This window comes from Alcaligenes sp. HNGD-HTN06, assembly GCF_049932565.1.
Taxonomy (GTDB): Bacteria; Pseudomonadota; Gammaproteobacteria; order Burkholderiales; family Burkholderiaceae_B; genus Alcaligenes; species Alcaligenes ammonioxydans.
Window position 1 is genome coordinate 1600193 of the sequence record NZ_CP187782.1, and the last position, 17467, is coordinate 1617659.

Sequence of the window (17467 nt, forward strand, 5' to 3'; positions counted from 1 at the left end):
CTTCTTTAGTGGCACAGTCCGGGCACCGCCGCCAGGATCGCACCCTGTGCATCCGGCACATACCAGTGATTCAGAGCCGCTTTAACAGCGGCTTCGGTGCGTCTGGTAATGCCCAGCTTGCGCAGCAAGGACGTAACATGCGAATGGACGGTGCGCTCACTCAGAAACAGCTTGGCGGCGATTTCCCGATCGGTGTGGCCCGTAAGCAGCCAGCTCAGTACCTGCATTTCCTTTGCGCTCAGACCACCAGGCAAGTCAGCGGGCACCAGTCGCAGCAGCACATCTCCTTTCGGAAAGCGCTGTGCCTGTAAACGGTAGCTTTGTCTGCCTTCCAGCCAGAAAGCCTGCAGCGTGGAGGTTTGCCGATCCATGAATGACAGGGCTTTGAACAGCGTACCGCTGATTGCGTTCGCCTGTGCTTGCATATCTTCGCGCACGACCAGCCCGCCGGCCTGGGGTACCAGATGCAAAATGGTGCCTTGGTGCCAGGCCATATTCTGCATGGCCTCCTCTAGCAAGACCTTGGCGCCCAGCGCCAGTGTGCGAACGTGGCGATTGAAGCTTCCTGCTTGTTGAGAGGAGAAGTGAATCATCCCCAAATAGGAATCTCCACGCTGCAGCTCGACCGTCATCCCATCCTGAAACCCGCCACGCAGCAAGGCATCGGTATAGATGGCGGTGCTGCGAAAAGGAGGATTCATGGTGTCCGAGCATTCTGAAATCGAGGGTGGTAGCAAATCGTGGGGAGAGGCTTGGGCTGTGAAGCCTGGTGCATAGATCTGCGGAAAACCCGTCCCCAAGGCAGAGGCACAGTTCAGGTTATAGCCTTCGCAATGCAATTCCAGATGCGTACGGCTTTGCGGCGCGCACCCCAGAAGTTGCACCGCATCGAAGTGAAACAGAGAACGCAGGGATTGAATACGATCGCAGAGACTCAACATGTGGGGGCCTGAGGACGGGTGTGATAAGGGTGCTGATAATTAACATAGCGTTTGATGATGGTGAGCGCAATTGGGCCAAACCCAGATTCGACGTCAGCCTTGTGTAGGGCTGGGTTCACAACGCAAAAATCCTCCAAAGGCGGAGGGTTGCGTGCAACAGGAGCCACGCCAAAGCGCTTGGTGCCAGCTATCGTTGAATAGGAAGATAGGGGGATGAGGGGCTGGAAAATGACAAACAGTAAACCCGTTTTATGTAAGGGCTTCCAAATATCTTCTTAGCACTTCGGGCCAATTGATCACTTGAAAGAAAGCCGCAATGTATTCGGGCCGTCGATTTTGATACTTCAGATAGTAGGCGTGTTCCCACACGTCCAGACCCAGAATGGGCGTGTTGCCGTGCATCAGCGGGCTGTCCTGATTGCCGGTGCTCTCCACCACCAGTTTCTTTTCGGGTGTCACACTCAGCCAGGCCCAGCCACTGCCAAAACGTGAAATCGCCGCTTTGGTAAAGGCATCCTTGAAGTGCGCGAAGCTACCCAGATCCCGGTCTATCGCATGCGCCAGAACCTTGGGAAGGGTGGTGTCGGCATCGGGTGTCATGACGGTCCAGAACAGGCTGTGATTGGCGTGACCGCCTCCATTGTTGCGCACGATATTGCGCAGGGGTTCAGGCACGGTATCCAGGCCGGCTATCAGTTGATCAATAGGCGGGTAGGGCAGCTTGGCCGCCTCCAGTGCCGCATTCAGATTATTGATATAGGTCTGATGATGTTTGCTGTAGTGAATCTCCATGGTCCGGGTGTCGATATGCGGCTCCAAAGCATGGTAGGGATAAGGTAGGGCAGGTAAGGTGTAAGGCAAAACGCACTCCTTGATAAACCCCAGGTCGGTCGCATGTGGGGGACACCATGAAACTTAATGAGAAAAAGAGCGCTCCTGCGGGCTGACCGCCCCCAAGAACAGGGCAGAGCAGGTCGCGACATGGTGAGGATAGCGACGTGCATAGCGCGCCAGCTCGGCATACGTGCGTCGGCTATGTTGCCAGGCAGCCATGCGCCAGTCATCAGCCAGGTGGGTGTTGGCTGCGGCGCAGCATAAGGTTTCATGCGCGGTGCACAGGTGCAGACCCTGCTCGTCGCTTTGACCCAGCTGTTCGCAGGCATCGGCCAGATTCAAATGGGCAATGACCCAGGCGGCAATGGTGGCGTCAGCTCCATCCGAAGCATTAAACAGCAGGGGCCGGACAGACGCGCGAGCTTGTTGATAGTGCGCCAGGGCGTTGGTGTAATTTCGAGACTGGAAGGCCAGGTTTCCCTGTGCAATCCAATGGCGCCAGCAGGCCAGTTCGTCGCGCTGGCTCAGGGCGTGGTGGGGCGGTTGAACGGGTGTCTGCATGCGGGGCTCCTGCTAAAAGGGCGGTGCATCAATAATGAAATTAATGATAATGATTTGCATTTATAATTACAAGAAAAACAGTGAGCAAATCGTAAGCAGACTAAACGGGAAAAACCGGTACGCGAGAGGAGGAAAGCGCGGGTTGAGAGGATAACGGTAAATAGCAGGCCCTGTAGCGATGGGGCAAGTTCGGGGCATTTCAGGTAGGTGCTCCTGAGCAGGCCCAGGCCGTTATCCATATAAAAAAGGCTGAAAGTCCGGAAACTTTCAGCCTTGATGCTAGCGTGTCAGTCCGCTCTTAAAGACGTTGCACTGACAGCTCATACTCCATGTCTTGCTCATAGCTGCCCAAGGACATGGCTTTCACTTCGTATTCGCCCACTTCCAGTTGTACCTCCAGACGAGCGTTCATATCGCCACCGCTATCGTCATCTTCGGCTACGGTTTGGCCGTCTTTGCGCAGCACCAGGTAGGTGTCAAAGATTGGTGAGGTCATGTCGATTACGTAGCGGCCAGCCTGACGCACATTCAACTGGTAGCTGTCGCTGGTAATGCCCTGCAGCATGAGGGCCTGACGAGGCTCACCCACGAGCAAAAGGCCACCACCCGCATTGGCAGGAACCTCATCGGCCGTGGCCGACAAGGTAAACAGCCCAGCCTGGGAGGAGCCCGAAATCTTGACCTGATGCTCGCCTGCGGCCAGTACCCCACGCACCCGTTGCTGACCGGCTTCATCGCCGTACTGGCTGGCGGTGCTGGAGTCTACTTCCAACGAAGCCTGGAAGCCTTGGGCATCCATTTGCACTGTAACCAGCTTGGGTTCGGACAGGGTGAAGCTGTAGGTCTGAGTCTCACCGGTAAACAGACCCGTTTTGCCTTCACCGTCCAGGCTCAGGCTATCGCCGTTTTTCAGCTCAATCTCGCCCGTCATCTCTTCTGGTTTGATTTCCAGCGAGAAGCCGCCCTGGAAGTTCTGCGAGCCCATGGCCGAGCTGGCCTGAACAATGTAGTCGCCCGCTTTCAGGTACATCTGCAAACGTGCATCGGTACCACCAGCGCTGTCATCGTCCGACGCCAGCTCCATGCCGCGGCGATCCATCAGCTTCAGATAGGCATCCAGGCTGCTTTGCTCGGCTTTCATGGCCAGGCTGTACAAACCATCCTTGTCGATAGTCAAACGGTAACGCTTCTGACCGCCCAGAGCCCAATCGTGAATGGTCTGGTCGGCGCTCAGTGGCTCGCCGGTATAGGCTTTCAAGGTGTCTACCGTAACCTGGAAGGGACCATACGAGCTGGTATTGAAACCGCTCACAACGACTTGGTAGGTGTCGTTGAAGTCTGCCTTGAAGCCCAGCGTGGTGGTTTGGCCCTTGGTTTCGCTGTCGGGGCAGTCTTCACAACGCTGGCTGCGAGTCACCAGCTCGCCATTGCGCAGGACGCTGATCTGTGGACGCAGAGGGCCGCTGACGCTGATCTTGATAATCTGGCCGGCTTCGGCCTTTACATCAAACAGGCTGCTCCGTACGCCATCGCTCAGATTCAAGAAGCTCTTGCTGGTCAGTTCGCCTGAGACGGATTGGCCCAGGGTCAAGGCTTGGGCAGCTAGCGTCGTGCTGGCAGAGCTGACTGGTTTGTCGATGGCGGGGGACGATACGTTTTTGGCGTAATAAATGGCGCCACCTGCGCCCACGAGTACACCCAGCAGGGCAGCAAATAAGGTAGTTGGCTTCATGATCTCTGAAGAGTAGCTAAAGAAAGGGGCGCCGGTACGCCGGCACGCGTTAGCGGGCGATTGTACTGGAGCTGAACGAGCAGGCGCATGCCATTGCAACAAAGTGCTACTGCAACGCGTAAAAGTTCGCCTGCCTGCTCGAGCTGCGGATCAGTCACGGGGTTCGCTCGCTGGTTCAGCGGCTTGCCCAAGCTTGCCATAGCATATCCGTATTTTGTTACGTTTTAAGGGCGCTACGGGCACTTACGGTTGCACGTAGGCTTGGGTAATGAAGGCCGGGGCCTCGCTAAAGGATTGTCCACCCGCGGGAGGAGGCGCTTGAGTCAAGGCCACCTGCACCCATTTGCCCGCACGTCGTTCCAGCAGACGGTAGCGTTGTTGGGGGCCAGGGGGGCGGTTGGCCAGATAAAGCGTACGCCCCAGTCGGTAAAGCACCGGCTGGGAGGCCGAGTGTTTGTCTACTTCCACCACCTGTCCTGCATCGAGCAAGACAATTGCGCCACCGGGTTGTTGCTGGAGGGCGACCACGACCTGTTCTTGCTCGCCCAGACTTAGCGCGGGACGACCCACATAGGTCAAACCCAGATTTTCAGGCTTGCCCCAGTTGTGCTCGCCCGCCGACTGGACCAGGCGCTGCAAACGCTGGCTTTGCCGATCGCGCAGGTACAGCTCAATTTTGCCTTGCGCATTCACAATCGTTGCCAGGCCTCCGCTGACCGGCGCCACTGGAATGGCCTGCCAGGCGTGCCATTGGGTGTCGTTGCGCTGGACGATCTGAAAAAGTTGGCCCTGCTGATTGCTGGCAAATACATGTGCCCGTCCCTGAGAGTCCACGCTCAGGGCGGCAGGATAGGTGGCCTGGTCCAGAGGTGGAAGCGCTTTCCAACTGCCCCAGGCATGATCGGTTGGACGAACCGTGCTCCAGTAAAAGCGTCCGTCGGTAGCCATGGCCAAGGCCTGGCCTCCTTGTGGACTGACGATAGGGGTGTGCAAGACCCGAGGGCCAGGGAGTTTTTGCCAGGCCAGCCAATCATCGTCATCTTCAGATCGGCTCACCCATACCTGGCCTGTTGCGTCACGGGCTAACAGCCCCGCGCTGCCGTCTGCATAATGAAAGACACTCAAGGCGTCGGCGGTGCGCCCACCCAAGGTGAACCAGCGCTGTTGCTGGACATCCCACTGGTTGATGGCGTCGTTTTGTTCACCGGAGACGAAAAAATGCAGGCCTCCGGAGCGGTCAGCCAGGAGACTGGCAGGGTAGTCCGCCCGGCTGGTGTAGTAACTGCGTTGCACCCAGGCAGCCGCCGGCCCAGCCGGTTCCTGACACACGGCCGGGCCTTTGCAGGCATGTCGGTCATGCCAGGCATAGCGCCTGAAAATCTCGGTTTTGCTACGGATTTCGTTCAAGGTCAGGTTGGCGGCCTGCTCCTGAATGGGGTAATCCACATAACCAATTTGCGCGTAATTACCCGGCGCCGCCAGCATGGCTTCGCGAACCAGACGGGCGCTGGCAATATGGTCTGGGTGGCCATGGCCGGTACAACGCCAGCAAAGTTGGGTGTAAGGAACCGGATTGGTGTCATCCAGATAGCGGATGCTCGTGGGTTGATAAAGTCGTATCAGGGCAACCAGCGTTTGAACCAATTGTTCGCGATTGAACGTTTGTTGGGGGCTGTCCAAGGTCTGGACGGTTTGTCCGGGTTCGGATTCTGCCCGGCTCAAGGGGGTCAGGCTTCCCCATCCCGGTCCTAACCAGGGGTCTTGCAGTCGTAAATGACTGAGCTGAATGCCGGGGCGGGACCGCAAAGTAAATTGCGCGATCGAGGCACTGCCGACCATCAGGCGGGTTTGCTGCCACTCATTGACTGCACCAGCCATATAGGCATAGGCCGCGCGTACCCCCTGTTCGCGGCTGTACATGTATTCCAGTCCGCCTTTTCGTTCGCTGGCGGTCAGGTATAGAACCTGCATACAGGCACCGGCCTGGATATTGCTGGACAGGTCCGGATTCATGAATAGCAGATCGTCGTCCATATGGCCGACCACCACCAGATCCCGGCTGCCGTGACAGGCATCGGCGGCCAGGACGGAAAGCGGCAGAACGAAGGCACACAGCCCGGCAAACAGGGAGCGTATCAATACAGAGCAGGCCAGACTGGCAAGAGACATAGGTGGTGGGAGCGCGGAGTAAACAAGGATCAGCATGATCCGTCCCGCGTTGTTGGCAGAGTGCGCGAACAACGTGCCTGCTTAGTATAAGCAGGCACGGTCAGACAGAAAATAAAGATACATAGCCCCAGGAGCTTGGGGCGGTAAAGTGTGGCGCTGGCGCTGCGATCAGTTCAGTCTGGGGCGAATCAGCATTGGGGCAAATTGATGCAGGTAGTTCAACATGGCCAGAATCCAGCACAGGCCGGCAAGGTGCAGCAAGGGCAGGCTCCAGCTACTGGGAATCAAGGCCAGCAGGCGCAACACGCAGGCGGCGATCAGGAAAGCATAGCTCAGTACAACTTTGGGCGTGGCGCGCAGGGGGCGGCCCAGATGGCCTAGGGCGGTGCGGGTCAGCATGCCGATGATCATGACGCTAAACCCTGCCAGGCCCACAATATGCACAGGCCAGGCGGCGCGTGCAATCCAGCCTGCCTCATAGGCGGCAGCACTGAGCAGGCCGAGCGCCAAGCCTGCATAGCCCAGATACAGAATCCAAAGCAGGGGGGTATGACGGCTGGCCCAAGGCTGCCAACGTATCCACTGGTAGCAGGCGATCAGCCCCAAGGCCGCCAGTGTCAGGGCCAGCGGCAGGCGCCATGGGGTCAGCGACAGGCCGATGGCAAGGGCGCTCAGCCCCATTTGCCAGTGTCCGCTGCGAGTTTGAGCCGGCAGGCTCAGACCCGGTAAAGCGCGCATGGCAAAAAAGGGAATGATGCGGCGGGCGATCAGCAGGGTAATCAGCCCCATGGTCCAGAATCCACTGTAGAAGTAGGGCATGGGGTCATGCCCTTGCATCAGGCTGTACATGAACAGGCTATGGCTCAGGCCCAAAGCCAGCATGGCCACGGGAATACCGTAATTACGCTTGTTGCGCGCGATCAGGATCACACGGGCCAGCTCGGCAGCGGCAATGGCGAAAAATAGGGCGTCGAGTAGCAGGGCTGCCAGCAGGCCATTGGGAAGCAACAGGCTGAAGCGGGCCAGAATCCAGATCAAACACAAGGCGCCCAGGGAGGGGCCCCGCAGGGTAGCCTGTCCTGTCCAGGTGGCACTGGCCGTTAGCAGAAAGCCGACGGCGATGGTGCCGATAAAGGCCCAGAGCATTTCGTGGGCATGCCAGTACAAGGAAGGAATGGCGGTGTTGGATAGCCAGGCGGGTGTGTAGAGCCAGAGCGCAATGCTGGCAGCACCCCATAAGGTGGCTAAAAGGTAAAGGGGGCGAAATCCCAATTCCAGAAAAGCGCGCCATTGCGGACGGGTAGAGGCGGGGGAGGCAGTCAGAGGTATCATGGCAGATCAGTTTAAAGATGTATTTTAAATATATCTTAAAGGCCGAATAAAACCTAGTCTCTTGACGATAGGCGGCCTTATTCTTTGTCGCTCATATCAAGCGTGCTGTCTATCATTTTTCGCAGCAAATAGACGATCGCCACGCGTTCGGCGGGGTTCAGATTGCCCATGGTCAGTTCGCTAATTGTGTGGGCTCGTGGAATAACGCGATCGAGCAGTGCCAGGCCATCCTGGGTCAGTTCCACAATCACTTTGCGTCGATCATCTTTATCGGGTGCCAGTTCAATCAGGCCCCGCGATTTCAATCGCTGAATAATGCCTCGTATGGTCGCCTGGTCTACCGCAGTGGCCTCGACCAGTTCGGTTTGCGAGCTCGGCCCGTGGTCGCGCAGGGCGCACAACGTCACGAACTGAATGGCCGTCAACTGACTGTCACCGACGTAATGTTGAAAGATGGCCGTGTGCCGTTGACCTGCCTTGCGCAGCAGGTGGCCGATCTGTTCAGTGACATCGTAGGACAAGGTTTGGGGCTCGGAGGCCGGGGAGCTAGGCTGCATAGTCTTTCTGTCTTTTTGTGGAGTGGGCAGGCCGGGGTATGACAACGGGGCCAGTATACCTGTCCCGAGATGGAGCAAGGCCTGATCCAGATCAGTTCTTTTGAGCTTGAAGCATACGTCTTTCTAGGGTGTGCATGGCAATAAATAAGTCTACACACTGTTAAATTCAAAAATTTCATAAACTGTAGACTTAAGTTTTTGAGACGGTGCTTGTGGTTAATTTTTATTTATAAGTTCTTGATTTTTTATTGTTAAATGGTTTTTTTCTCCCATATTTCGCGCGGCTGTTTTTGCATGAAAGTAGGTATAAACCCTAGCAGCTTCCTATGTTTTCATGCTTAAACTTAGTGTGTACACTACGAAAAACATGTAGTGAGCACTTTTTGTGAGTGCCGTGATTTGGAGCTAACGATGGAAAAGACAGTCAAGATTGCGATTGTAGGGGCCGGTCTTGGCGGAGCCGCTGCGGCGACTCTGTTGCAGCAGGCCGGCTTTGAGGTGGAAGTATTTGAACAGGCGCCGGAATTCTCGCGTTTGGGTGCCGGTATTCACGTGGGTCCCAACGTGATGAAGATTTTCCGTCGCATGGGTCTGGAAAAGGCGCTCGATGAGATGGGCTCGCACCCTGATTTCTGGTTCAGCCGTGATGGTGAGACAGGCGATTATCTGTCGCGTATCCCTTTGGGCGACTTTGCGCGGAAAGAATACGGGGCTTCCTACATCACCGTGCACCGCGGCGATATGCACGCCTTGCAGATCGACAGCATCAAACCGGGCACCGTTCATTTTGGCAAGCGCTTGCAAAATCTGGTGGACCGTGGCGATGACGTGTTGCTGGAGTTTGCCGATGGCACCAGCGTGACGGCCGACATTGTGATTGGTGCCGATGGCATTCACTCCAAGATTCGCGAAACCTTGCTGGGGATGGAAGATCCGATTTACAGCGGCTGGGTGGCACACCGTGCCCTGATCCGTGGCGAGAATCTGGCCCGCTTTGCCGATGAGTTCGAGGACTGTGTGAAGTGGTGGACAGAGGATCGTCACATGATGGTGTACTACACCACCGGCAAGCGTGATGAATACTATTTTGTGACGGGCGTGCCACATCCTGCCTGGGATTTTCAGGGCGCGTACGTAGACAGCTCGCAAGAAGAGATGCTGGCCGCATTTGAGGGCTATCATTCCACGGTTCAGAATTTGATCAAATCAACCGAGAGCATTACCAAGTGGCCCTTGCGCAACCGCAATCCCTTGCCGTTGTGGAGCCGTGGCCGTCTGGTAATGCTGGGCGATGCCTGCCACCCCATGAAGCCGCATATGGCGCAAGGCGCGTGCATGGCGATTGAAGATGCCGCCATGTTGACCCGCTGCCTGCAAGAGACCGGTTTGTCGGACTTTCGCACGGCCTTCGAGTTGTATGAGCTCAACCGCAAAGAGCGTGCCACTCGCGTTCAGTCGGTCTCCAATGCCAATACGTTCCTGCGTACCCAGGAAGACCCGGCCTGGGTGTATGGCTACGACTTGTACGGTCAGGACCTCAAATCCAGCTAAACGGCATGCTGCGCCAAATACGGGAGCGATCCGGATTTGGCGCAGCCTGATCGGATCGGGTCCCGCTGTTGTAAACCCGCTGCTCTCGCCCAAGCGAGTCAGAGGCCATGACAAGCGGGAATCACGGTTGATCCTTCATTCTTTATCTGTAAACAGTCTGCAGCCCAATGGGGGGAATGCGGACGTGTTCAGGGCCCTGCTGTGTTCTGTCAGGCGCTGTTCTTAGGCAGTTTTCTGGTTCACCAGGCATACCAATAATTATCTGGAGATATACAAGGTGCATTCATCCATCCCAAGTCCTACGGCGGTGCCTGCCGGCCGGGACGGTAACGAAGATCTCTACAAGAAGATCGTCTGGCGTCTGATCCCCTTTCTGTGTTTTTGTTATTTGGCGGCGTATCTGGACCGGATCAACGTCGGTTTTGCCAAGCTGCAGATGCTCGATCATCTGCAGTGGAGTGAAACTGCGTACGGCCTGGGAGCGGGCCTGTTTTTCCTGGGCTACATTCTGTTTGAGGTGCCCAGCAACCTCATTCTGGAGCGGGTGGGTGCCAAGTTGTGGATTGCCCGCATCATGATCACCTGGGGCATCTTGTCGGGCCTGACCATGTTTGTCACCACGCCTACGCAGTTCTATATTCTGCGCTTTGTGCTGGGGGCGGCGGAGGCCGGTTTCCTGCCAGGTGTACTGTACTACCTGACCTTGTGGTTTCCCACCTATCGGCGGGGCAAGATCATTGCCTTGTTCATGATCGGTTTGCCCTTGTCCAGTGTGATTGGCGGTCCTTTGTCCGGTTGGATCATTGGTCATTTTGATCACATGAACGGCTGGCGCGGCTGGCAGTGGCTGTTTTTGCTGGAAGCCATTCCCAGTGTGCTGCTTGGCATTCTGACGTTCTGGGCCTTGCCTAACAATTATCAGTCCGCCCAGTGGCTCAATAACGAAGAGAAATCCCGCCTCGCTGCGGACCTGGCGGCCGATGACGCAGAGGGCAAAGGCGTCAAGCACAGCTTCAAGGACGGCTTTTTCAACCTGAAAGTGTGGATGCTGGGTGGAATCGATTTTTCCATTTTGTTGGGGACGTACTCCATCAGTTTCTGGATGCCGTCTTTTATTCGTGCTGCCGGTGTGCAGGACCCCTTCCAGATTGGCCTGATGACTGCGATTCCGTCTTTGGCCGGCGTGGTCGGCATGCTGATGATCGGTGCCAGCTCAGACCGTCGCCGTGAACGTCGTTGGCACTTGATTGTGCCGCTGACCATTGGCGCGATAGCGCTGGTTGTCAGTACCTTTGTTGCGCATCACGCCTGGTTGACCGTATTGGCCTTTACGGTTGCTTCGGCGGTGATTATGGGTGCGGTCCCTGTGTTCTTCAGCCTGCCGGCTACCTTTCTGAAAGGCACGGCCGCTGCAACGGGTTTTGCCTTGGCCTGTTCTCTGGCCAATATTGCGGGTCTGGTCAGTAATTCCCTGATTGGCTGGGTGACGGATCTGACCGGTTCCGGTAGCGCCGCCTTGTGGCTGTTTGCCGGCAGCTTGATGGTAAGTTGTTTGCTGGCCTTTGCCTTGCCGGCCAAACAGGTGAATCGTTAAGTCTTAGTTGGGACTGATAGTCTGAAACACAAGAAACATACCCGGCTGCTGGCCGGGTATGTTTTTTTTTGAGGCAGCGGGTAAGCGCCACAGGGTTGCACACGTGTGATGGGCTTGTGGCCCGGCCAAGGGCTGTGATCAGGCGGTCACCTTGCTGCCTTGTTGCAGCCAGGCCTGCAGATCGACCGTTTCGTACAGTACCTGCGCGCTCAGGACACGCAGACCGTGCGGGCCGCTATCGAGGATGCGATGTTCGCCTTTGGCTTGTTGCAACTCCAGCTCGGTGTCTGGCAGCGTCATCAAGTGTCGGGCTACGGCCAACAGTTGTTCGGGAGGGCAGCAGGGGCTGGATTCAAAGTGACCGATTTCCCTGCCGTTTTGACGAATGATCAGGCGTAGTGGGTTCATGATGTTGTTGCCGTATCAGAGACGGGCCAGTAAAAGTTATTGGGCGTGGCGCGTGCGCCAAAAATAGCTTGTCCGACGCGCACAATGGTTGAGCCTTCGGAGATGGCGACTTCGTAGTCGCCTGACATGCCCATGGAGAGCTCGTGCATGTTTTCGGCATGCGGGATGTCGTTGCGTAACTGATCGCGCAAGTTGCGCAGCAGCGCAAAGCAGGGGCGCACCCGTTCAGGATCGGCGTCCATCAGGGCCAGGGTCATCAGACCTTTGACCTTCAGGGCGGAAAACTGTGGTAATTCGCGCACAAATGCGTGAACGTCTTGCGGCGGCAAACCGAATTTGCTGTCCTCGTTGGAGGTGTTCACCTGTACAAAGACATCCAGACTGCGGCCTTCGATTTGCAGGCGACGATCCAGCGCCTCGGCGGTCTTGAGCTTGTCCAGTGCGTGAAATTCGCGCGCAAAGCGTGCAACCGACTTGGCTTTATTGCTTTGCAGGTGTCCAATAACAGCCCATTCCAGATCCGGCAGTTCCTCGCGCAGGGCCTCGTACTTGCCTTCGGCCTCTTGCACCTTGTTCTCGCCCAGCAGGCGGCAGCCGGCTTGATACGCCAGACGAATGCGGTCAATCCCGAAGGTTTTGCTGACAGTGAGCAAGCGGACATCGCCGGGAGCACGTCCGTACCGCACGCAGGCAGCATCAATTCGTTGTTGTACCAGGGCAATGCGTTCCCGAAATGCCTCTACACTGGTGGAGGTGGGATAATGCTCGGTGTGAAGTAGATCAGGGGCGGATTCGGACATGGCGCACCAGTAAGGAAGAAAAAAAAGATAAACTCGACCCTGCGGGTCGCGCATAAACTATTATGTCATAGGTCAAAATGAATATCCAGGGAAGCAATGCGAAGGAACTTTTCGATGATATCCGTCAGCAGGTGGCGCTGGGGCGGATAGCGCCGGGTCAGATCCTGCCGCCGGTGCGCGAGTTGGCTCAGACACTGGGACTGAACCGGAACACGGTTGCCCTGGCCTACAAGCGCCTGGTGTCTGCGGGCGTGGCCGATGCGCAAGGTCGTCGTGGTACGCGCATTCGCGAGGCGATCCGGGAGCTGGCGCGGGAAGGGCACGGAGCCAGTTCTGCCTTGCAGGATCTGGCCAGCGGAAACCCGGCGCTGGAATACCTACCGGCTCCGACTCAGTTGGTGGCCGGGGTGCGAGGTCAGACTCAGGCCCTGTATGGCGCCGATCCCCTGGTGCCGGAGCTGCGCGCAGTGTGTCAGCAGGTATTTCATAAAGATACGCCCCCGGAAACCGACTACCACGTCAGCTACGGCGCGGTGGATGCCATAGAGCGTTTGCTACAGGCTTTCCTGCTGGCGGGCGACAAGGTTGGCATTGAGGACCCAGGCTATTTGAACAGCATCAATTCCGTTCATACGCTCGGTTACAAACCAGTCGGTATTGAGGTCGACAGTGAGGGCATGGTGCCAGCCTCACTGGAGGCAGCATTGGCCGACGGCCTGCGTGCCTTGATCTTGACGCCGCGGGCTCACAATCCCACTGGGTGTTCGCTTAGTCGTACCCGGGCCAAGCAGATTGAGCAGATCCTGAAGCAGTATCCTGAGCTGTTGCTGATGATTGATGACCATTTCTGGATGCTGGCCAGCAGTCCTTACCGGAATGTGATTCCCGCCGAGCACTTGCGTTGGGCCTTGATCCGTTCTGTCTCCAAGGGACTGGGGCCTGATTTGCGGGTGGCCCTGGTGGCGTCTGACCTGCAAACCAGCGAACGCTTGTCACAACGCCTGGCGTCGGGGGCGCAATGGGTGAGTCACCTCTTGCAGCAAATGGTGGTACACGGCTTGACGGACGCCCAGATCAAGGCTCAGACCCGCGCCGCCCAGGCTGCCTACGTACAGGCCCGGGCCGACCTGATGCAGGCCTTGAAAAAGCAGGGCATTCCGTTCTGGGATAGCGAAGAAGGGTTCAACCTATGGATACCCCTGGACCGGGAAGCCGAGCCTGTGCTGGCCGGGCTGGCCGCGCGTGGCTGGTTGGTTCGCTCGGGCCAGGTTTTCGGGGTGAGCCATCCAGCCCAAGGCTTGCGCGTCAGCTTTGCGAGTTTGAATGCGAAAGATGCGCAACGTTTTGCCGCTGATCTGGCACAGGTTCTGAAAGAGCGGTACTAGTCACTATCTTGCCGCTTCCGGCGAAGTGGCAAGATGGTGAACTCGTTGCAGTGCGCCCATGGCTGGTTTTACTAAGGGGCGCTTTTTTTACGTCCCTCAGAGCGTGGGGCAGGCGGACGATTGCTGATCCATTGGACCGCCAGCACGCTGCCCATCACCAACACCATGCCCAGCAGGCTGGTGCCAGTCATGGCCTGACCCAGAATCAGCCACCCCAGTATCACGGCGGTCAAGGGGCTGAGCAGCCCCAGGGACGACACCGCCACCGATGGCAGGACTGCAATCCCTCGGAACCACAAGGTGTAGGCCAGTAGCGCGCCGACCAGACACAGGTAGAGATAGCCGCTGATCTGCATCATGCTCAGGGAACCATCCAAAGGTGGGTCCAGCCATAAGGCCAGGGGAGCGAGCATCAATCCGCCCAACATCAGTTGCCAGGCCGTGAACGCCAATATTGGCATGCTGCTTCGCCAGCGATGCGACAGATAGGTGCCCAGTGCCATACACAAAGCCCCGACAATCGCCGCAAGCATGCCCCACGCGTCCCACTGACTGTGCGGCGAGAGCAGCAAAATACCCATGCCCACGATGCCAAGCACACAAGCGACTAAAGCCAGGCTGATCGGACGCTTGCCTTCCAGCGCCCAGGCTAGCGCAATGACCACCAAGGGTTGAGCGGCGCCCACAACGGCAGCCAGCCCGCCCGGCAGGCGATAGGCAGCCACAAACAAAAGCGCCTGAAAAGCGCCGATATTCAAGGCGGCCAAAATCAGGGTCCGCCCCCATTCCCCTTGGGCGGGCATGCGCCGACTCCATAACAGCAGGATCACACCGGCTGGAAAACAGCGTAGGAATGCGGCGATAAAAGGGCGATCCGCCGGCAGGATTTCGGTAGTCACAATATAGGTGGAGCCCCAAATGGCCGGGCCCAGTGCGGTCAGTGCCGTCACCAGCCAGAGAGAAAGTCGGGTCATGGTTAATTGTCTTGATATCGAGATAAACGCCAGTGTAGGGACGTTTTATCTTAATATCAAGATAAATGTTTTTACCGAGAAATCATGAGCACTAGCGAAGAACAGGATGCCGTCGACCTGATTATCAAGCAATGGCGTGAGCAACGGCCCGACCTGCAGAATCTGGATGCAATGGCTCTGCTTGGACGTATGACCCGCTGCTTTCAACTGGTTCAAAAGCAAATGGGCGAAAACTTTCGTCGTCATGGTTTGCAACTGGGTGAGTTTGACGTGCTGGCCAGTTTGCGCCGTTCCGGCCCGCCCTACACCTTGGCGCCCACGGCTTTGTTTTCCTCACTGATGGTCAGCTCGGGCACGATGACACACCGTTTGCACGGTCTGGAAAAGCAGGGCCTGATCGAGCGTATCGCCGACCCTGAGGATGCCCGTCGCAGCCTGGTACGGTTGAGTCCGGCTGGGCTGGCCTGTGTGGACGCGGTGGTAGTGGACCATCTGGCCAACGAGGAAAATCTGCTGCAAGGTCTGGATGCGACGCAGCGACAACGCCTGGACGGTTTGCTGCGTGACTGGATGCGTTTGTTGGAGTCGCGCCCGGTGTAAAGGAATGCTAAAGTAGCTGGATATATACACAGCCTGCTTATGATTTCGCCCGAGCTTCCTCCGTTTTATTACCTGCATAATTTCCACCAGGTATTGCAGTGGGTCCAGCATGTCAGTGCCGACTTGCTGGAGCCCGAACATGTCCAGTGCGACCATGCTTTTGCGCAGGTGTCTCAGTCTGCGCAAGCACTGTTGGTGCGATTGTTGATGCGCAAAGGCCCGGTGTTTCGTATCGACAAGCTTCGTTATGCCGAAATCGAAGATCTGGAGGCCGCTGTGCAGGAACTGGCCGCCTGCAAACTCATAGAAATCGATCCTGTGCTGGATCTGGATACCCTGTTTGCCGTGCATACCATGCCTGAATTGCATCGTATGTTTCATGATCTGCCCGCCGCCGGCCGCAAGTCGGATTATCAGCAATGGATAGCTCGGACCCAGGGTGAGCAGGAGCGGCCTTTTTTGCAATGGTGCGCGCGGCCAGAACTGCGGGCTCCCTTGCTGCGTTTGTCAGCGGCCGTGGTGCATTGGGCGCAGCGGCTGCAACTGTTGTTCTTTGGCAATCATTACCAGGATTGGTCCGAGTTCGTATTAAGTGATCTGGGCCTGTATCGTTACGAGGCTGTGGCGCTGGATCAAGGCAGTCGAGCGTTCCGGCACCAGGAGGACGTGCGTCTGTATGAAATCCTGTCTGAACTGCGTGACGCACCGGACGAGGCCGATCTTGAGCACTGGACAGAGCGCTTTGCCGCGGTGCAAAGGATTCAGACGGACAGTGACTGGTTGCGGCGACGCAAGGCAAAAACCGTGTTTCAGCTGGGCCAGCAAGCCGAGCGACAACACTGGTGGTCACTGGCCGAGCAGGCCTACGCGCAGACCCGCTGGCCGGGCGCGCGTTATCGTCAATTACGGGTGTTGGAGCGGCAGGAAAAGCAAGAGGATGCCTGGCCCTTGTTTTGCCAGGCCTGGGAGCAACCCGAAAGTGAGGGTGAGGCACAGAAATTACGACGTATGCTGCCGCGTCTGCGTCGTAAGTTGGCGCTAGAGGCACCTCCCACTGTCCCATCCGGCAAACCGGCGAGCCGTACACAACGCAGCGACCTGGTGCTGCCTGATGATGGTACTCGGGTCGAAGTGCAGGTTCTGTCCCATTGGAACAGCCCTCTGGCACCGGTCTTTTATGTAGAAAACACTTTGTTTCCGGCCTTACTGGGTTTGCTCGGCTGGGATGCCATTTACGCCCCTTTGCCTGGGGCTTTCTTTCATCCCTATCAGGCCTGTCCGGCCGATTGGGGGAGCCCGGATTTCGTGTCCCGCAGGCAGAACTTGTTTGATCAGTCTTTAAGCGTGCTGAACGGTACAGACTATAAAACCGTGATCTGGCAACGCTGGCAGGAAAAGCGCGGCATACAGTGTCCCTTGCTGATTTGGCCCGCCTTGGATGAATCCTTGATCGAGCAGGCTTTGCACTGCATTCCCGCCCAGCATTTGCAGCTCGTGTTCACGCGTATCTTGCAGGATTGGCGGGATAACCGTGCCGGCCTGCCGGATTTGGTGCGTTTCATGCCCGCCCAGCAAAGCTACGAGCTGATAGAAGTAAAAGGGCCCGGAGATCGTTTGCAAGATAACCAACGGCGCTGGTTAAGCTATTTCGAGCAGCACGCCATCCCCGCGCGTGTCTGCTATGTGACCCGGCCTGAGGCGTCATGAAAGCCTGGACGGTAGGCGTGCGAGCCTTATGCGAATTTACCGCCCGCAGCGGGGATCTGGACTTGCGCTTTACGCCTGCGGCGACGGCACAGGAAGGTATTCTAGGCCATCAGCAGTTAACGCTGCGTCGCCCCGAGCACTATGAAGCCGAAGTGCCGCTGTTATATGAGATGGATGGGCTGTTGGTGCGTGGCCGAGCCGATGGATTTGACCCCGTCAGCAATTGCCTGGAAGAGCTGAAAACCTATCGTGGTGCTTTTGATGCCATCCCCGAGCACCATAGACGCCTGCATCAGGCGCAAGCCAAGGTCTATGCTGCCAT

General features: G+C 57.1%; 15 protein-coding genes. 5 read left to right on the forward strand and 10 right to left on the reverse strand.

Features of this window, described 5'->3' with window-relative positions:
- Positions 1-5: 5 nt before the first annotated feature.
- From ACOZ42_RS07260 to ACOZ42_RS07290, 7 genes are all read right to left on the reverse strand, one after another.
- Entirely contained in the window at positions 6-941 is a 936-nt protein-coding gene (locus ACOZ42_RS07260; protein WP_426345755.1) for a helix-turn-helix transcriptional regulator, read from the reverse strand.
- Positions 942-1190: 249 nt separating this feature from the next.
- Positions 1191-1802 (reverse strand): superoxide dismutase, encoded by a 612-nt coding sequence (locus ACOZ42_RS07265; protein ID WP_003801205.1) that lies wholly within the window; start codon positions 1800-1802, stop codon positions 1191-1193.
- A gap of 54 nt (positions 1803-1856) precedes the next feature.
- The gene (locus tag ACOZ42_RS07270; RefSeq protein ID WP_003801203.1) at positions 1857-2336 is read right to left on the reverse strand and encodes a hypothetical protein; all 480 of its coding nucleotides are present in this window, start codon (positions 2334-2336) and stop codon (positions 1857-1859) included.
- A 298-nt stretch (positions 2337-2634) separates the two neighbouring features.
- A complete protein-coding gene (locus ACOZ42_RS07275) occupies positions 2635-4068 on the reverse strand; it encodes a hypothetical protein (RefSeq protein WP_426345756.1) in 1434 nt (477 codons plus the stop codon).
- 243 nt (positions 4069-4311) lie between these two features.
- The gene (locus ACOZ42_RS07280; RefSeq protein ID WP_426345757.1) at positions 4312-6273 is read right to left on the reverse strand and encodes a PIG-L family deacetylase; all 1962 of its coding nucleotides are present in this window, start codon (positions 6271-6273) and stop codon (positions 4312-4314) included.
- 132 nt (positions 6274-6405) lie between these two features.
- Entirely contained in the window at positions 6406-7569 is a 1164-nt protein-coding gene (locus tag ACOZ42_RS07285; RefSeq protein ID WP_003801197.1) for an NnrS family protein, read from the reverse strand.
- Positions 7570-7646: 77 nt separating this feature from the next.
- Positions 7647-8126: a MarR family winged helix-turn-helix transcriptional regulator gene (locus tag ACOZ42_RS07290; RefSeq protein ID WP_003801195.1), complete on the reverse strand. Its 480-nt coding sequence runs from the start codon at positions 8124-8126 to the stop codon at positions 7647-7649.
- Between the two features lie 411 nt (positions 8127-8537).
- Between ACOZ42_RS07290 and ACOZ42_RS07295 the strand changes: the two genes are divergently transcribed.
- On the forward strand, positions 8538-9677 hold the full coding sequence (locus ACOZ42_RS07295; protein WP_426345758.1) for an FAD-dependent monooxygenase: 1140 nt from the start codon (positions 8538-8540) through the stop codon (positions 9675-9677).
- A gap of 277 nt (positions 9678-9954) precedes the next feature.
- Positions 9955-11271, forward strand: coding sequence for an MFS transporter (locus tag ACOZ42_RS07300; RefSeq protein ID WP_003801191.1), 1317 nt, complete (start codon positions 9955-9957; stop codon positions 11269-11271).
- Between the two features lie 138 nt (positions 11272-11409).
- Here ACOZ42_RS07300 and ACOZ42_RS07305 read toward each other — a convergent pair whose 3' ends face one another.
- Together ACOZ42_RS07305 and ACOZ42_RS07310 are read right to left on the reverse strand one after the other, a co-directional pair.
- Positions 11410-11679, reverse strand: a complete 270-nt coding sequence (locus ACOZ42_RS07305; RefSeq protein ID WP_003801188.1) for a hypothetical protein — start codon at positions 11677-11679, stop codon at positions 11410-11412.
- Positions 11676-12479 carry a YggS family pyridoxal phosphate-dependent enzyme gene (locus tag ACOZ42_RS07310; RefSeq protein WP_003801186.1) on the reverse strand — a complete coding sequence of 268 codons (804 nt, stop codon included), beginning with the start codon at positions 12477-12479 and terminating at the stop codon, positions 11676-11678. Before ACOZ42_RS07310 ends, ACOZ42_RS07305 begins: the two co-directional genes overlap by 4 nt.
- A 77-nt stretch (positions 12480-12556) precedes the next feature.
- Between ACOZ42_RS07310 and ACOZ42_RS07315 the strand changes: the two genes are divergently transcribed.
- On the forward strand, positions 12557-13864 hold the full coding sequence (locus ACOZ42_RS07315) for an aminotransferase class I/II-fold pyridoxal phosphate-dependent enzyme (RefSeq protein WP_003801184.1): 1308 nt from the start codon (positions 12557-12559) through the stop codon (positions 13862-13864).
- A gap of 71 nt (positions 13865-13935) precedes the next feature.
- Here the strand turns inward: ACOZ42_RS07315 and ACOZ42_RS07320 are convergent, their stop codons facing one another.
- Positions 13936-14838 carry a DMT family transporter gene (locus ACOZ42_RS07320; protein ID WP_003801182.1) on the reverse strand — a complete coding sequence of 301 codons (903 nt, stop codon included), beginning with the start codon at positions 14836-14838 and terminating at the stop codon, positions 13936-13938.
- Between the two features lie 84 nt (positions 14839-14922).
- On the opposite strand from ACOZ42_RS07320, the gene ACOZ42_RS07325 reads away from it, so the two are divergent.
- Together ACOZ42_RS07325 and ACOZ42_RS07330 are read left to right on the forward strand one after the other, a co-directional pair.
- Positions 14923-15438: a MarR family winged helix-turn-helix transcriptional regulator gene (locus ACOZ42_RS07325; RefSeq protein ID WP_003801180.1), complete on the forward strand. Its 516-nt coding sequence runs from the start codon at positions 14923-14925 to the stop codon at positions 15436-15438.
- Between the two features lie 39 nt (positions 15439-15477).
- On the forward strand, positions 15478-17145 hold the full coding sequence (locus ACOZ42_RS07330) for a VRR-NUC domain-containing protein (RefSeq protein WP_426345759.1): 1668 nt from the start codon (positions 15478-15480) through the stop codon (positions 17143-17145).
- Positions 17146-17467: the final 322 nt, after the last annotated feature.